This is a genomic window from Arthrobacter sp. NPDC080086 (genome assembly GCF_040702285.1).
Genome location: NZ_JBFBKP010000036.1, coordinates 25,984 through 41,440, shown reverse-complemented (window position 1 = coordinate 41,440; position 15,457 = coordinate 25,984). Strand labels below are relative to the sequence as shown.

Annotated in this window: 18 protein-coding genes; 9 read left to right on the top strand and 9 right to left on the bottom strand. The window is 67.6% G+C overall.

Annotation, left to right across the window (positions count from 1 at the left end):
- Positions 1-10 precede the first annotated feature (10 nt).
- From AB0305_RS13510 to AB0305_RS13475, 8 genes are all read left to right on the top strand, one after another.
- Positions 11-385, top strand: coding sequence for a TadE/TadG family type IV pilus assembly protein (locus AB0305_RS13510; protein WP_364133312.1), 375 nt, complete (start codon positions 11-13; stop codon positions 383-385).
- Positions 373-1,410, top strand: a complete 1,038-nt coding sequence (locus AB0305_RS13505) for a TadE/TadG family type IV pilus assembly protein (RefSeq protein WP_364133314.1) — start codon at positions 373-375, stop codon at positions 1,408-1,410. Before AB0305_RS13510 ends, AB0305_RS13505 begins: the two co-directional genes overlap by 13 nt.
- Positions 1,411-1,454: 44 nt before the next feature.
- Complete coding sequence (locus AB0305_RS13500; protein WP_364133317.1) at positions 1,455-2,231, top strand: RcpC/CpaB family pilus assembly protein; 777 nt, start codon at positions 1,455-1,457, stop codon at positions 2,229-2,231.
- Positions 2,228-3,418, top strand: a complete 1,191-nt coding sequence (locus tag AB0305_RS13495) for an AAA family ATPase (protein ID WP_364133320.1) — start codon at positions 2,228-2,230, stop codon at positions 3,416-3,418. Before AB0305_RS13500 ends, AB0305_RS13495 begins: the two co-directional genes overlap by 4 nt.
- Complete coding sequence (locus AB0305_RS13490; protein ID WP_364133322.1) at positions 3,419-4,960, top strand: CpaF family protein; 1,542 nt, start codon at positions 3,419-3,421, stop codon at positions 4,958-4,960.
- An 8-nt stretch (positions 4,961-4,968) separates the two neighbouring features.
- A complete protein-coding gene (locus AB0305_RS13485) occupies positions 4,969-5,901 on the top strand; it encodes a type II secretion system F family protein (protein ID WP_290255904.1) in 933 nt (310 codons plus the stop codon).
- Positions 5,902-5,908: 7 nt separating this feature from the next.
- Entirely contained in the window at positions 5,909-6,790 is an 882-nt protein-coding gene (locus AB0305_RS13480) for a type II secretion system F family protein (RefSeq protein ID WP_290255905.1), read from the top strand.
- A gap of 107 nt (positions 6,791-6,897) precedes the next feature.
- Positions 6,898-7,347 (top strand): Hpt domain-containing protein, encoded by a 450-nt coding sequence (locus tag AB0305_RS13475; protein WP_364133325.1) that lies wholly within the window; start codon positions 6,898-6,900, stop codon positions 7,345-7,347.
- Here AB0305_RS13475 and AB0305_RS13470 read toward each other — a convergent pair.
- Positions 7,344-8,087 carry a response regulator transcription factor gene (locus AB0305_RS13470; protein WP_290255908.1) on the bottom strand — a complete coding sequence of 248 codons (744 nt, stop codon included), beginning with the start codon at positions 8,085-8,087 and terminating at the stop codon, positions 7,344-7,346. The two genes, AB0305_RS13475 and AB0305_RS13470, sit on opposite strands and share 4 nt — an antisense overlap.
- Before the next feature lie 265 nt (positions 8,088-8,352).
- Here AB0305_RS13470 and AB0305_RS13465 point away from each other — a divergent pair, with 265 nt between their 5' ends.
- Positions 8,353-10,002 carry an ATP-binding protein gene (locus AB0305_RS13465; protein WP_366173162.1) on the top strand — a complete coding sequence of 550 codons (1,650 nt, stop codon included), beginning with the start codon at positions 8,353-8,355 and terminating at the stop codon, positions 10,000-10,002.
- Positions 10,003-10,046: 44 nt separating this feature from the next.
- Here AB0305_RS13465 and AB0305_RS13460 read toward each other — a convergent pair whose 3' ends face one another.
- The 8 genes from AB0305_RS13460 to AB0305_RS13425 form a co-directional block, all read right to left on the bottom strand.
- Positions 10,047-10,937, bottom strand: coding sequence for a tRNA pseudouridine synthase A (locus AB0305_RS13460; RefSeq protein WP_364133331.1), 891 nt, complete (start codon positions 10,935-10,937; stop codon positions 10,047-10,049).
- 32 nt (positions 10,938-10,969) lie between these two features.
- On the bottom strand, positions 10,970-11,524 hold the full coding sequence (gene rplQ / locus AB0305_RS13455; RefSeq protein WP_290255911.1) for a 50S ribosomal protein L17: 555 nt from the start codon (positions 11,522-11,524) through the stop codon (positions 10,970-10,972).
- A 75-nt stretch (positions 11,525-11,599) separates the two neighbouring features.
- Positions 11,600-12,610, bottom strand: a complete 1,011-nt coding sequence (locus tag AB0305_RS13450; protein ID WP_290255912.1) for a DNA-directed RNA polymerase subunit alpha — start codon at positions 12,608-12,610, stop codon at positions 11,600-11,602.
- 125 nt (positions 12,611-12,735) lie between these two features.
- On the bottom strand, positions 12,736-13,137 hold the full coding sequence (gene rpsK, locus AB0305_RS13445) for a 30S ribosomal protein S11 (protein WP_066436904.1): 402 nt from the start codon (positions 13,135-13,137) through the stop codon (positions 12,736-12,738).
- 101 nt (positions 13,138-13,238) lie between these two features.
- A complete protein-coding gene (rpsM, locus tag AB0305_RS13440) occupies positions 13,239-13,616 on the bottom strand; it encodes a 30S ribosomal protein S13 (RefSeq protein ID WP_011775569.1) in 378 nt (125 codons plus the stop codon).
- Positions 13,617-13,800: 184 nt separating this feature from the next.
- Positions 13,801-13,914, bottom strand: a complete 114-nt coding sequence (gene rpmJ / locus AB0305_RS13435; protein ID WP_009358722.1) for a 50S ribosomal protein L36 — start codon at positions 13,912-13,914, stop codon at positions 13,801-13,803.
- Positions 13,915-13,982: 68 nt separating this feature from the next.
- On the bottom strand, positions 13,983-14,204 hold the full coding sequence (gene infA / locus AB0305_RS13430) for a translation initiation factor IF-1 (protein ID WP_009358723.1): 222 nt from the start codon (positions 14,202-14,204) through the stop codon (positions 13,983-13,985).
- A 181-nt stretch (positions 14,205-14,385) separates the two neighbouring features.
- Complete coding sequence (locus AB0305_RS13425; RefSeq protein WP_364133334.1) at positions 14,386-15,408, bottom strand: P1 family peptidase; 1,023 nt, start codon at positions 15,406-15,408, stop codon at positions 14,386-14,388.
- Positions 15,409-15,457 lie beyond the last annotated feature (49 nt).

The following is a 15,457-nucleotide window of genomic DNA, read 5'->3' as shown; positions in this document are numbered from 1 at the left end:
AGGCGGTCCCATGTCCAAATCAAGCGAACGGGGTGCCGTCGCAGTGGAGTTCGCCCTGCTGGCCCCGGTCCTGGTCATGATCCTGTTGGGAATCATGGAATTCGGCCGCGCCTACAACGTGCAGATCGCTCTCTCCAGCGCGGCCCGCGAAGGCGTCCGGGTAATGGCCATCAATAACAACAGCACCGCCGCCAAAACGGCAGTCAAAAACGCTGCTGCCGCATTGCAGCCGGCCCTGGCTGATACCAACATCACCATCAGCCCCACCCCCTGTACGTCCGGTGCGCAGGTCACGGTCAAGATCACCTACACGCTCTCCACCTTGACCGGCATTGCCGGGCCGTTCCCGATGGAAGGCAAAGGAGTCATGCTGTGCGGAGGTTAGCTGGTCCGGTCCCTAGCGCGAACCGTGAGCGCGGCGGGATCGCCATCATGGTTGCGATTCTGATGGTGGTTCTGCTGGGTTTCGGCGCGCTGGCTGTCGACGTTGGCATGCTGTACGCCGAGCGAACCCAGCTTCGTAACGGTTCCGACGCCGCCGCGCTGGCCGTTGCGCAAAAGTGCGCCAAGGACATCAACGACGCCGACTGTTCCACCACTTCGGTGCTGGCACAGGGGCTGGCTAACGGCAATGCCGGCGACGGGCTAAGCAATATCAAGTCGCTGCTCTTGGACAAGACAAACCGCACTGTCACGGTCGCCGCCGGATCCCAGGAAGCGGGCAAGGCGCCCAACCAGGTTTCATTGTTTTTGGCCCGCGCCCTCGGCTATAGCTCCGCCGAGGTCTATGCCACGTCGAGCGTCACCTGGGGCAGTCCGATCAAGGGCCCAATGCCTTTCCCGGTCGCCTTCTCGATCTGCCAGGTGCAGGGACACGTCGACGGCACGCTGCAACTGCTGCAGGACCACGGCAGCAACGCCAACCCGGACTGCAACTACGGACCCTCCGGAGCCGCCGTGGCCGGCGGCTTTGGTTGGCTGGTCAGCGATCCTGGCGTGTGCGGCGGGCTGATCGACCTCGCAGCGGCCGAGAGCGGGAGCGACCCGGGCAACAATTCCCCATCCATCTGCGCCGCCACGCTGAACAGCTGGGCCGCCGACATCACCGCCGGCAAGGACGTCATCGTTTTGCTTCCCGTTTTCAACCGCGTCACCGGTACCGGCAACAGCGCCATCTACGGCCTGACGACGTTCGCCGCGTTCAAGGTCAAGGGCTGGAAGTTCAGTGGCAACAGTACGCTCCCGGACACCTTCCAAAATACGACGCCGACCGTCACCGCTGCCGTGGCCTGCGACGGCAACTGTCGCGGCATCATTGGCAGCTTCATCAAATACGTTTCCCTGGCGGATGGCTTCACCTTGGGTCCCGTCGACGCCAACGGCGCCACAATAGTCCGCCTTACCCAGTAGCACTTTGTACCTCGCCATCCCCCTCACCGGTTCAGGAGCAGTTTTTGAAGTCACGCTTATTGGCAGGCGTCGCGGCAGTCGTTCTCGCCATTGTCGGCGCCGTCCTCGTTATCAGCTACGCCCAGGGCGCGGACAGCCGCGCCGTCCAGGACCTAAACCCCGTCAGTGTCCTGGTAGTGCAGAAGACCGTCCCCGCCGGCACGCCGACCGCGAGTCTGCAGGCCTTCCTCGCAACCCAGGAGCTGCCCGGCACGGCCGTCTCGAAGTCGGCCCTGAAGAATCTTGATGGCCAGGGCGGCAAAGTGACCTCCGCGGAGCTGCTGCCGGGCGAGCAGCTGGTGGCGGAGCGGCTGATCCAGCCCGAGGAACTGAAGACCAGCGGCGCCGTCGATGTTCCCAAGGGTCTCCAGGAAGTCTCCTTCCAGCTAGAGCCGCAGCGAGTGGTCGGCGGCCGCATAGCTGCCGGTGACCACGTCGGTGTATTCATCAATCTCAAAAACGGCGGAATCGAGGGCAAAAGCGACAAGGAGACCACACAGCTAACTGTCCACAAGGCCCTCGTCACTGCTGTACAACGAGCCCCGGTCGCCACGCCCAGCCCCCAGCCTTCGCCAAGCGGCCCCTCGGCACCCACCGCCGACACCTCGTTGCCAGTCGGCTCAATGATCGTGACCGTGGCGGTCAACGATGTGGACGCGACGAAGATTGTCTACGCCTCCAACTTCACCGAAGTGGCGAGCATTTGGCTGAGCCGGGAACCGCTCGACGCCACGGACAGCGGCCGTCCCGGGATCATCACCCGTCCGGAGGTATACAAGTGAGCCGCTTCGTCCTCATCTCCCCCAACACCGACTTCGACGCGCGGCTTCGGCGGGCCGTCGGCGGCGGACTGACAGGCGGCGTCCAGACTTTTGCCGCCGTCGACCCCGCCAACCCGGGCGAACTCTTCGCCAAGCTGGACCAGGAACGCCCGGAGGTGCTGATCCTCGGACCCGATGTCCCGGCCGAGGACGCGCTCCGGCTCGCCACGGTCTTCGACGTCCAACTGCCCGAACTCAGCGTCATCCTGGTCGGGGAGGCGGACCCCGACGTCGTCCTGCTCGCCATGCGCGCCGGCATCCGCGACGTCCTTAGCCCCTCCGCGGACCCGGCACAGATCCGGGTGCTGCTGGAGCGGGCCTGCCAGTCCTACGCCAGCCGCAACCGCACCGCCGCGGTGCAAAACCCGGACGCCCCGCGCGGCCTGGTGATCGGGGTCTTCTCCCCCAAGGGCGGCGTCGGCAAAACCACCATCGCCACCAACATCGCCATCGGTCTGGGAAAGGTCGCACCGATGAGCGTCGTCGTGGTGGACCTGGACCTGCAGTTCGGCGACATCGCCTCAGGCCTTTACCTCAACCCCGAACACACCGTCACGGACGCCGTTTCTGCCTCCGCCAGCCAGGATTCCCTGGTCCTCAAGGCCTTCCTCACCGTGCACCCCAGCAGCATCTACGCGCTGTGCGCTCCGCGGACCCCGGTGGAGGCGGACAGCATCACCCCCCAGCAGGTCAGCCGCCTGATCGCCCAGCTTGCCGAGCAGTTCCAATACGTCGTCATCGACACGGCGCCCGGGCTGCCGGAGGTGGGGCTGGCAGCGCTGGAGCAGTGCACCGATGTCGTCTGGGTCAGCGCCATGGACGTCCCCAGCATCCGCGGCCTCCGCTCCGGCCTGGACATCCTCCGCCGGCTGGACCTGCTGCCCGAGACCCGGCACGTCGTGCTGAACATGGCCGATGCGAAGTCCGGCCTCAGCGTCCAGGACGTGGAGGCCACCATCGGCGCCCCGGTGGACGTGAGCATCCCCCGGTCCAAGGCCGTGGCCTACTCCACCAACCGCGGTATCCCCGTCCTCCAGGACGCCCGGCGGGACCCCGCCGTGAAGGGGTTGCGGCAGCTGGTCGCCCGGTTCGATCCGGCCTGGCGTGCCAAGGCCCAAAAGAAACTGCACCGAAGGGTGGTCGTCTAAATGAAACTCTCCGAACGCCTCTCGGCGGCAGAGGGCGGCCACGTCCCGGCAGCCCCGCAGCCGGCTCCCCCGGCGCCGCACTTGTCCCCTGCCCACGGTCATCCGCTGCCGACGCAGATCGGGGGCGGCTCCGCCCTCGACGCTGCTTCCGGGCACACTGCAACGGAACGCCACGAGCCCTCCCGCCTCTCCGCGGCGGCGCCGTCGCACGCCCTCGGTGAGCACCACGACGGCGGCCGCGGAGCCCAGCCAGTTGACGCCTTCGCCGCACTCAAGGAACGTGCCGCCACCGCCCTGTTCGAGCGGATGGGGACCCGCTTCAGCGACTCCGCCGTGAAGGAGGAAGAGCTGCGGGCTACCGCCCGGGACGAACTGATCCGCATTGTCGACGCCGAACAGGTCCCGCTGTCCGCAGAGGAACGCGGCCGGCTGGTCCGCGACGTCGCCGACGACGTCCTCGGCTACGGGCCGCTCCAACGGCTCCTGGACGACCCGGCCGTTACCGAAATCATGGTCAACCGGATGGACCAGATCTACGTGGAACGCAAGGGTCAGCTCACGCTCACGGACTCGCGGTTCAGCTCCGAGGAGCACCTGCGCAAGGTGATTGAGCGGATCGTTTCCAAGGTGGGCCGCCGCATCGACGAGTCCTCGCCCCTGGTGGACGCCCGACTCGAGGACGGCTCCCGCGTCAATGCCGTCATCCCGCCGCTGGCCGTCGGCGGGTCCTCGCTTACCATCCGTAAATTCAGCAAGATCCCCCTGACGGTGCAGAACCTGATCGAGTTCGGCACGCTCACCCCGGAGATGGCAGAGCTGCTCAACGCCTGCGTCCGGGCCAAGCTGAACATCATCGTCTCCGGCGGCACCGGTACCGGCAAGACCACCCTGCTCAACGTCCTGTCCTCCTTTCTGCCCCACGACGAGCGGATCGTCACCATCGAGGACGCCGTGGAACTGCAGATCCAGCAGGAACACGTGGTGCGGCTGGAGAGCCGTCCCCCGAACACCGAGGGCAAGGGCGAGGTCACTATCCGCGACCTGCTCCGCAACTCCCTGCGTATGCGGCCGGACCGGATCGTCGTCGGCGAGGTCCGCGGTGGCGAGTCCCTGGACATGCTCCAGGCCATGAACACCGGCCACGACGGATCACTGTCCACCGTCCACTCCAACTCCCCCAGGGACGCCGTCGCCCGCTTGGAGACGCTGGTCCTGATGGCCGGGATGGACCTGCCCCTGCGCGCCATCCGCGAACAAATCGCCTCCGCGGTGAACCTGATCGTGCAGATCTCCAGGCTCCGTGACGGCTCCCGGCGCATCACCCACGTCACCGAGGTCCAGGGCATGGAAGGGGACATCGTCACCCTCCAGGATGCCTTCGTCTTCGACTACTCCGCCGGCGTCGACGCCCATGGACGCTTCCTGGGCAAACCGGTGGCCACAGGCATCCGCCCCCGCTTCATCGACCGCTTCGAGGACCTCGGCATCTTTGTCTCGCCGAGCGTGTTCGCGACGCCGCTGGCCCCCGCCGGACGGGGGTGACCCGGACCGTGACTCTGTACGCCGGCGTCGCCCTCCTGGTCGCCGCCATCCTGCTCCTCGCCGTCGCCGTCGTGGCCCCCGGTGCGTCCCGGGTACCCCTGGACCGACGGCGGCCGGTACAGGTCGCCGCGGAGTCCTCCCTCAGCCGCTTCGCCGGATCCGCCGCGGGCCTGGCCGAGGGCTTCTTCGCACGCCGCAAGGTCCGGCTCTTCAACCGGGAGGCCCTCGAGCAGGCCGGTCTCCGCCTGGGACAGGGGGACTTCTACGTGCTGCTGCTCTCCGGCGCACTCGTCGGAGCCCTGGCCGGCCTCCTGGTGGGCGGCCCCCTCCTGGCGGTCCTCCTGGTCCTTCTCGCTCCGGTGGCGGGTCACCTGGTCCTCACCTTCCTCGCCGGCCGCCGCCGTTCCCGGTTCGATGACCAGCTCGGCGACACCCTGCAGCTGCTCTCCGGCGGCCTGCGCGCCGGGCACAGCATCCTGCGGGCCATCGACGCGGCTGGCAACGAATCCCAAAGCCCCACCGCCGAAGAGATGCGCAGGATCATCACGGAAACCTCGCTGGGCCGTGACCTGCTCGACTCCCTGACCGACACCGCGGACCGGATGCAGAACGAGGACTTCGTCTGGATCGCCCAGGCCATCCAAATCAACCGCGAGGTCGGCGGCAACCTGGCGGAAGTCCTCGACCAGGTCAACGAGACCATCCGCGAGCGCAGCGAGATCAAGGGCCACATCAAGTCCCTCGCCGCCGAAGGCAAATTCTCCGCCTACATCCTGATGGCCATGCCCGTGGGCATCGTGCTCATGCTGATGCTGGTCAACCCCGGCTACATGAACGTCATGTTCACCAACCCGCTCGGCTGGGGCATGATCGCCGCGTCCGTCATCCTGATGACCATCGGCGGTCTGTGGATGCGCAAGATTATCGACCTGAAGTTCTGAGGCCGCCGTGAACGCCATCCTCCTCGCCGGGCTGCTGCTGATCTGCCTGCCCCTGTCCTACCTGTCCTGGTCCGTGCTCTCGGTGGACCGGAAATCCCAGCGCGCCATCCGCCAGATGCTCGCCCTCGGTACCGCACCCGTAGAGGCCACCGAGACGCGCAAACGTGACGTGCTGGAGCGGCTGGGTCGCCGCCTCACTCCCCCGGCTTACGTGCGCAAACTCGACCACCTGCTGGCCCTCGCCGGCCGGCCGGCGTCGCTGCCCTTGGGCCGGGTGCTCGCCGCGAAGCCGCTGCTCGGCGCCGTCGGTGCCCTGCTGGGGCTGTGGTTCGCCAGCGCCCCCGCGCCCATGCTCAAGCTCGTGGGACTCTTCGTGATACTGCTGGGCTACTTCATCCCAGATCTGCTGCTGTACAGCAAGGGCCAGGAGCGTCAAAAGGCCATGCAACTGGAGTTGCCCAACACGCTGGACCAGATGCTGATCTCCGTCGAGGCGGGCCTGGGCTTCGAGGGCGCCATGGCCCGGGCCGGAGAGAACGGCAAGGGACCCCTGGCGGAGGAATTGGTCCGCACTCTGCAGGACATGCAGGTGGGTCGCAGCCGCCGCGAGTCGTATCAGGCCCTCTCCGAGCGCACCAGCATCCCCGAACTCCGCAGCTTCGTCCAGGCCGTGGTGCAGGCGGACACCTATGGCATCGCCATCAGCCGCGTGCTCAGGATCCAGGCGAAGGTCATGCGCGTCAAGCGCCGGCAACGGGCCGAGGAGAAGGCCATGAAACTGCCCGTGACCATCCTGTTCCCGCTGCTGTTCTTCATCTTTCCGGTGCTTTTCATCGCCATCCTGGGCCCCGCGGTTATCAACGCGATCAACACCTTCAGCGGCCACTGACGCCGCGCGTGGCGGGCGCCTTCGGGCCCGACAAGGTTCCCCTCAGGGTTTGCGCAGGATCATCGGGCGCCCGGACGGCCGCCCGGTCAAGCGGGTACCGTAGTGCCATGTCTCTTTCAGCTGCCATCCCCGAAAACCCGGCGTCGGGGGCCGCGACCACTGCCGTCACGTCCGACGACGGCGCGCGGCCGGGGCCCGCGGCGGCACCCCTGATGGACCCGGGAGCCCTCCAGGACTTGGGCGAACAGCTCAACAGTGCGACGGTCGCGCGAGGCTTTGCCCGCGACTACGCCCTGATGTGGGAGCAGCGCTACGCCTCCCTGGCTGATTCTCTGACGCGCCGGGACGCGACGGCTGCCCTCGACGCCGTGCTGAGCGTGAAGACCTCGTCCTCGATGGTCGGCGGCCTGCGCCTGGCCGCCCTGGCCACGGAGCTGGAAGGCCTGGTCAGGGAAGGCCTGTTGGCGGAGGCCGAGGGCAGGCTCGGCGAGGTCGCGTCCCGGGGCCGGGAAACCGTCCAGGAACTGCAGTTCAGCTACATCCTGATGGAGTGCTAGGGCTGCGCAGGCGCGAGCCGGTAGCCCACACCCCGGACGGTCTGCAGCCAGCGGGGCTGCACGGCGTCCTCGCCCAGTTTCCGGCGCAGGTTGCCGATGTGGACCTCGACGGCGCGCTCGTCGGAATCGCTGATGTACGCGTCGGCCCGGTAGTACTCCCCCCGTACCACGCGGACCAGGTCCGTCTTGGACCGGACCGCGCCGGCGCCCTTGAGGAGCGCATGCAGCAGGTCGAATTCGCTGCGGGTCAGGGAGAGCGGCTCGCCGTCGACCGTCACGGAGCGCATGTCCGGGTTCAGCGACAGCCCGTTGTGGCGCAGCACGTTGTCCGGCGCCGGTGCAGGCGCCGCCACGGCTCCGCCGTTGTCCCGGCGTGGGCGGCGCATCATGGCCGCCACGCGGGCGCGGAGTTCGCGCGGCCGGAAGGGCTTGGTGAGGAAATCGTCCGCACCCGTGTGGAGTGCGGTCAGGGTGTCGAGTTCGTCGGTGCGGGCCGTGAGCATGACGACGTATGCGTCGCTGAACTGGCGGATGCGGCGCAGGACCTCAAAGCCGTCAATGTCCGGCAGTCCCACGTCCAGGGTGACCACCTGGGCATCCTCGCGGCGGACGACGTCGACGCCTTCGCGGCCCTCGGATGCGGAATGCACCTCGAAGCCCGCCTGCCGCAGCACGGCCTCGACGAGGTTCCGCACATCGGCGTCGTCTTCTACGACCACGGCCACGCCCAGGTCTGTCATGCCACCCTCACATCCGCTGCAGTTCCGCTTCCACCGCCGCCACCGGCCCGGGGTACCTCCGTCAGGCGGGGCGCCGCCGCGCCAAAGACCCGCAGCACGTCCTGCCACCATACCCAGCCGGGGACCGAATCCCGGGCTCCGGCACATTTTTGTTCAGCAATCTTCGTATGTTTTATGTCAATTTATTTTGACACAACTGTAAACTCAAGCTTCGTGAGAGGAGCGTTGGTCTTTGGGTGAGTGGCGGCTGGTTCATGACGTGCGGGTGCCCCGCCGCCCGACCATCCTGCACACCCGGCTCCGCGTCCTAACCTCTCAGCTTCCCCTCACTCTGCTGCTGACCGCCGGCCTCGCTGCGGCACCCTCGGCGTGGGACCTGCACCTCTACAGCGGCTGGGGCCAGGCCGCCGTCGCCGCCCACGCCGCGCTCTTCCTTGCCTGCCTGGTGGTCCCTTGGGAGCGCCTCCCGCCCCTGGCAACCCTGTGGATTCCGGTGCTTGATCTCGCCGCCATCGGACTGAGCCGGGTCGCCGCGGCCGAGGAGTTGCCGGGCCTCGGGGTGTTGTCCGTCCTGCCTGTGGTCTGGCTCGCCTCTTCCCGGCTCTCCCCCGCCATCACCGCCGCCCTGAGCTTCTTCGGCCCGCTGCTGGCCGGCCTCCCGTGGTTCTTCGACGCCGGCCCCGACGACAGCCCCGGCCGGATCGCCACCGTCGCCCTGCTGTCCCTGACCACCCTGGCCGTGGCGGTGGCCATGGAATTCGTCAAGGGCCAGCTTGCCCGCCAGCAGCGCCGTGTGGACTCGAAGGAAGCACAGCTGCAGGCGCTGCTGGCCGAGAGCCGGGAGCGGGAGCGGCTGTTGAACACCATCCTGGACACGGTGGACGTGGGGATCGTGGCCGTCGACGCCGAGGGGCGGCGGCTGCTCACCAACAGCTGGCAGAGCCGGCTCGAGGCGGGCGCCGCGCCGCAGGGGGCCAGCACCGCCGTGCACCGCGGCTGGGAGGACCACCTGCTGCTGACCGGGGCGGACCAGCGGACCCCGCTCCAGCCCGAACGGCGGCCCATCCGGCGTGCCATGGCAGGGGAATCCTTTGCCGACCACCTGGTCTGCTTCGGCGGTGCCCCCGCCGGCCGGGTGGTCTCCACTGGCGCCCGGCCGCTACGCGACGACGATGGCGGCTTCGGCGGCGCCGTCGTGGTCTACAACGAGGTCACGGGGCTGGTGAATGCCCTGGCCGCCAAGGACGACGTCGTCGCCACCGTCTCGCACGAATTCCGGACGCCCCTGACCTCCATCATCGGCAACCTGGACCTTGTCCTCGGCGAGGAGCTGCCGCCGTCCGTGCTGCGCCGCATTGAGGTGGCCCAGCGCAACGCCGAGCGGCTGCTGGCCCTGGTCTCCGACCTGCTGGTTACCGCCAGCGCCGCCGTCCAGCTGCAGCCCCGCCGCACCGACCTCGCCGGGCTGGTGGAGGCCAGCATCGGCTCCGCCCAGGCCCACGCGCAAGCGGCCCGGGTGTCCCTGTCGATGGAGGCCCGGGAGCCGTTGTGGGCGAACGTCGATCCGCTGCGCATCAGCCAGGCCCTCGACAACCTGGTCTCCAACGCCATCAAGTACTCGCCCGACGGCGGATCCGTGACGGTCTCCGGCTGCGCCGCGGAGGGCCGCGTGGTCCTCCAGGTCCGGGATACCGGGATCGGGATGACCGCCGCCGACGCCGACAGGGTGTTCACCCGCTTCTTCCGCAGCCCGGCGGTGCGCGACGGTGCCATCCCCGGGGCCGGGCTGGGACTGTCCATCACCAAGGCGATCGTGGAGGGACACGGCGGGTCCATCACCTGCCGCACCCGCCCGGGCCACGGCAGCACCTTCACCGTCGAATTGCCGGCGGACGGGCCGCCGCGCTCCTTCTAGCCGCGGCCTGCCAACCGAAGATCGGGAGCCGCCGGGGAAAGGCGCTACTCGCGCCGGGCGCGGGTCAGCTCCGCCCGGGCCAACAGCCCTTCCGCCGAGGGGTAGGCCACCTCTTCCAGGATGAGCGGGTGCGGCGGGGCCAGGACGGAGCGTGCGTCCCGCTGCCGGGCCAGCAGCCGTTCGTAGAGCCAGCCCGGGGGCTGCTCGGCGGCGCCGACGAACAGAGCCGAACCGATGAGGGCCCGGACCTGGTTGTGGCAGAAGGCATCCGCCTGGATGGTCGCGACGATGACGCCGTCGGCCCCGCGGGTGAACTCGAAGCGCTGCAGCTCGCGGATAGTGGTGGCGCCCTCCCGCGGCTTGCAGTAGGAACGGAAGTCCTGCAGCCCCAGCAGCGGCGCGGCGCCCTCGTTCAACAGGTCGGTGTCCAGGGCCGTCTTGTGCCAGAGCGTGGCGTGCCGGGTGACAGGGTCCCACCGCGGTGTGCCGTCGGCGATCCGGTAGCTGTAGCGGCGCCAGAGCGCGCTGAAGCGGGCGTCAAAGCCTTCCGGCGCCAGCGCCGCGCGGTGTACCTCGACGGCCCCGGCGAGGTCCCCCATGCCCCGGCGGAGGGCGCCGCGGAGCCGGCGCAGCAACGCCGCGGCCGGATCCAGCCCGGCGCCGCGCGGGAGCCCGGCCCATTCGGCGGCAGCCATGTCGAAGTGCACCACCTGGCCGCGCGCGTGCACGCCGGCGTCGGTCCGTCCAGCCACGGTGACCCGGACCGGACGGCGCAGCAACAGGGCCAGGGCCTCCTCCAGGACGCCCTGGACGGTGCGCAGGCCGGGCTGGAGCGCCCAGCCGCTGAACGGCGCCCCGTCGTAGGAGAGGTCCAGCCGGATACGCAAAAACCCGCCGTCCCCGGTAAGGGGGACAGCGGGTTCGTGCTCGTTCATAGACCTAAGTCTATAAGAAGGCGGTCAGCGAATTACTTCGCTTCCTTCTCGGTCTCGGCGGGAGCTTCCTCGGCGGCCGGAGCCTCTTCGGTTGCTGCTGCCTCGGCCTCGGGGGCCTCTTCGGTCTCAGCGGCTTCGGTCTCGGCAACCGGAGCAGCCTCGTCCTTCTTGTCGGCGTCGCGCTTGGCGGCGGTGGTGGCCTCGGCAACCACGGCCTGCTTGGCGGAAACCGGCTCCAGGACCAGCTCGATGACAGCCATGGGGGCGTTGTCGCCCTTACGGTTGCCGATCTTGGTGATGCGGGTGTAGCCGCCGTCGCGGTTCTCCATCGCCTGCGCGATGTCGGTGAACAGCTCGTGGACGACGCCCTTGTTGCTGATCAGGCCCAGCACGCGACGGCGGGAAGCCAGGTCGCCGCGCTTGGCGAAGGTCACCAGACGCTCGGCGTACGGCTTCAGGCGCTTGGCCTTGGTCACCGTGGTGGTGATGCGCTTGTGCTCGAACAGTGCGGCAGAGAGGTTCGCGAGCATGAGGCGCTCGTGAGCCGGGCCGCCTCCGAGGCGCGGACCCTTAGTGGGGGTAGGCATAACTATTTCTCCTCATATGGAAGCCTGCGGACCGTGCACGCTGCGGTGCGTCCGGCCCGCCGGCCAAGATCTGTTTTAGAGCTCGTCGTCGCTGAACGCGGCGTCGTCCTCTTCGATGGCTGCGGCACGGGCTGCAAGGTCGAAACCGGGAGGGGAGTCCTTGAGGGACAGACCCAGCTCAACAAGCTTTGCCTTGACCTCGTCGATGGACTTCGCACCGAAGTTACGGATGTCCATCAGGTCAGCCTCGGAGCGGGCAACGAGTTCACCCACGGTGTGGATGCCCTCACGCTTGAGGCAGTTGTAGGAACGGACGGTGAGGTCCAGATCCTCGATCGGCAGTGCCATGTCCGCTGCCAGGGCAGCGTCCGTCGGCGACGGGCCGATCTCGATACCTTCAGCTGCGGTGTTCAGCTCGCGGGCCAGACCGAACAGTTCCACCAGGGTGGTACCGGCCGAGGCAACGGCATCGCGCGGGGCGATGGCCGGCTTGGTCTCGACGTCGACAATCAGCTTGTCGAAGTCGGTGCGCTGCTCGACACGGGTAGCTTCCACGCGGAAGGTCACCTTCAGCACCGGCGAATAGATCGAGTCGACCGGGATGCGGCCGATCTCGGAGTCGCCGGACTTGTTCTGAGCTGCCGACACGTAGCCGCGGCCGCGCTCGATGGTCAGTTCGAGTTCGAACTTGCCCTTCGAGTTCAGCGTGGCGATGTGCAGATCCGGGTTGTGGAATTCGACGCCGGCCGGCGGAGCGATGTCCGCGGCGGTGACGACTCCCGGGCCCTGCTTGCGCAGGTAAGCGACAACCGGCTCATCGTGCTCGGAGGAAACCGACAGGTTCTTGATGTTCAGGATGATCTCGGTGACATCTTCCTTGACACCCGGAACCGTGGTGAACTCGTGCAGCACGCCATCGATCCGGATGCTCGTGACAGAGGCACCGGGGATGGAGGAGAGCAGGGTACGGCGGAGGGAGTTACCGAGGGTGTAGCCGAAGCCCGGTTCCAGCGGTTCGATGATGAAGCGGGAACGGTTTTCGGAGACGACCTCTTCGGAGAGGGTGGGGCGCTGTGCAATGAGCACTTAGGTTTCCTTTCGGCGAGCATCCGCTATATGACGCAACACAGGTGGTGGAAAGATCGGTCTAATGGCTTAACGCCGCGGCGCTTGCCCGGACCGGCGACGGTCCGGGCAAGCACGGCAAAGCACTAGACGCGGCGGCGCTTCGGCGGGCGGCAGCCGTTGTGGGCGCTGGGGGTGACGTCCTGGATGGAGCCAACCTCGAGGCCAGCAGCCTGCAGCGAACGGATGGCGGTCTCGCGTCCCGAGCCCGGTCCCTTGACGAAAACGTCAACCTTGCGCATGCCATGCTCTTGGGCGCGCTTGGCAGCGGCCTCGGCGGCCATCTGAGCGGCGAACGGAGTGGACTTACGCGAGCCCTTGAACCCAACCTCACCGGACGAGGCCCAGGAGATGACAGCACCGGACGGGTCCGTGATGGACACGATGGTGTTGTTGAACGTGCTCTTGATGTGCGCCTGGCCCAGCGCGATATTCTTCTTGTCCTTCTTACGCGGCTTGCGAACCGCGCCACGAGTCTTCGGGGGCATTATTTCTCCTACAGAAAGTTATTTGGGGGAAGCGAACGCTGTCGGCCCACAAATGCCTGGTTCCCTGCAATCGCGAAGCGATCTCAGGGGGCACATGGGTTTTAGCGTCCGGCCTTCTTCTTGCCGGCGACGGTGCGCTTCGGGCCCTTGCGGGTACGAGCGTTGGTCTTCGTACGCTGACCGCGTACGGGCAGGCCCTTGCGGTGACGCAGGCCTTCGTAGCTGCCGATCTCGACCTTGCGGCGGATGTCGGCGGCTACCTCGCGGCGAAGGTCACCCTCAACCTTGTAGTTGCCTTCGATGTAGTCACGCAGCTGAACCAGTTCGGCGTCGGTCAGGTCCTTGACCCGAACGTCGGCGCTGATGCCGGTGGCAGCCAGGGTTTCGTGTGCACGGGTCTTGCCCACGCCGTAGATGTAAGTAAGCGCAATTTCCAGCCGCTTTTCGCGGGGAATGTCTACGCCAGCGAGACGAGCCATAGTGGCGGTACTCCTTGAATAAACCGGAGGTCGTAGGCAGTACACCCGCACGGTGTGTGCGGCCCCAGCCTCCGACCGGGGGTTAGCTGTCCGGACTCGTTGGTGCTCAATGTCCCAGATCAGCTTGTGCTGCCCTTTATTTACTTGCGTGGGTTAGCAACCCGGGGTTCTCCGAAGGGGAGAATTAGCCCTGGCGCTGCTTGTGGCGCGGGTTCTCGCAGATCACCATGACCCGGCCATTACGGCGGATCACTTTGCACTTTTCGCAGATCTGCTTGACGCTCGGCTTGACCTTCATGGCGTTCCTTTGCGTGTTGCAGTGGTCAGCTGGCCCGGACCCTGGCTGATGCCACGGCCGTCCAGTGGTTATTTGTAGCGGTAGACGATACGACCACGTGTCAGGTCGTAAGGGCTCAGTTCCACCACTACGCGGTCCTCGGGGAGGATCCGAATGTAGTGCTGTCGCATCTTTCCAGAGATGTGTGCCAGAACGATGTGCTTGTTGGTGAGCTCAACGCGAAACATCGCGTTGGGCAGCGCCTCGGTCACAACGCCCTCGATCTCAATGACCCCGTCCTTCTTGGCCATACCCTCCGCTAACTGTTGTTGCCGCGGCACCCCGGTTTGCACCGGATGCGGCCGCGAACGTTTGTGATTTCTTGCTTGCCTCCCGGCTACCGCTCCCCAAAAGGGCACAGCAGGGCAGACAACCAACAGTCAACATTACGGCATCGAAGGCCGAATGTTAAATCCAGTCATGCTAGCGCACTCAGCGACGGTATGCACGAAACCGGCCCGCCGGGGTGGTCTCGTCGACCGCGGCGTCGACCCCGTCCAGGATCGCCAGGCGCACGGCGTCCGCCGCCGCGCTCTGCAGCGTGATCAGGCTCAGCTGCCGCGCCGCGTCGGTGTCGCGGTCCAGCGCGAGGGCGCCCGTGGCGAGGCAGAAGACCGTGTCCCCGTCGGCCAGGGTATGGCTCGGGTTCAGCGCCCGTGCCAGGCCGGCATGCGCCGCCGAGGCCGTGCGCTTGCACTCGGCCTTGTCCAGGATGGCGTTCGTGGCGACGACGACGAGGGTCGTGTTGAGGGGCGGCAGCTGCGGCGCTTGCGCGCCCTCCGGGCCGTGGCTGGCTTCCGCCGGCACGGGCGCAACCCTCTGCGTGCTCGCTCCTTCGTCGCTTAGACGCACGCTGCCGGGTTCCACCCGCGTCGGCGATGTGCCAAAAGGTAACCCCAGCGCGTTTACTACGGCTATGGCCCCTACGACGACGCCGTTGTCCAGGGTGATGGAGGCTGTGCCAACTCCCCCTTTGTAGGATCCCCGGCCGATCAGGGCTCCGGTGCCGGCGCCGACGTTGCCGCGTTCGACGTCGTGCCCTTCCGGACGGGCGGCGGCGTCCGCGGTAGCCGCGTAGCCCATGGCCGCGTCCGGGCGGGCGCCGAAGTCGCCGCCCCGGCCCAGGTCGAAGATCGCCGCGGCGGGCACGATCGGAACCACCCCGCCGGGGACGGCTAATCCCCTCCCCTGCTCCTCGCACCACCGCTGCGCACCGTGAGCGGCGGCAAGGCCGAACGCGCTGCCGCCGGTGAGGACGACGGCGTCGACCGTGGCCGTCAGGGTGGTGGGGTCCAAGGCGTCGGTCTCGTGGGTGCCGGGTCCGCCGCCGCGGACGTCGACCGAGCCGGTGGTCCCGGTTGGCGGCAGCACCACCGTCACCCCGCTCAGCCAGCCCCCGCCGCGGCGGCCCGCATGGCCCACCTTGATCCCCGGTACATCCGTGATCCCCGTCATGGCTCCATTGTGCGCCGGGCCGGGCGGAATTGGTGCCCGGTTTGCCAAT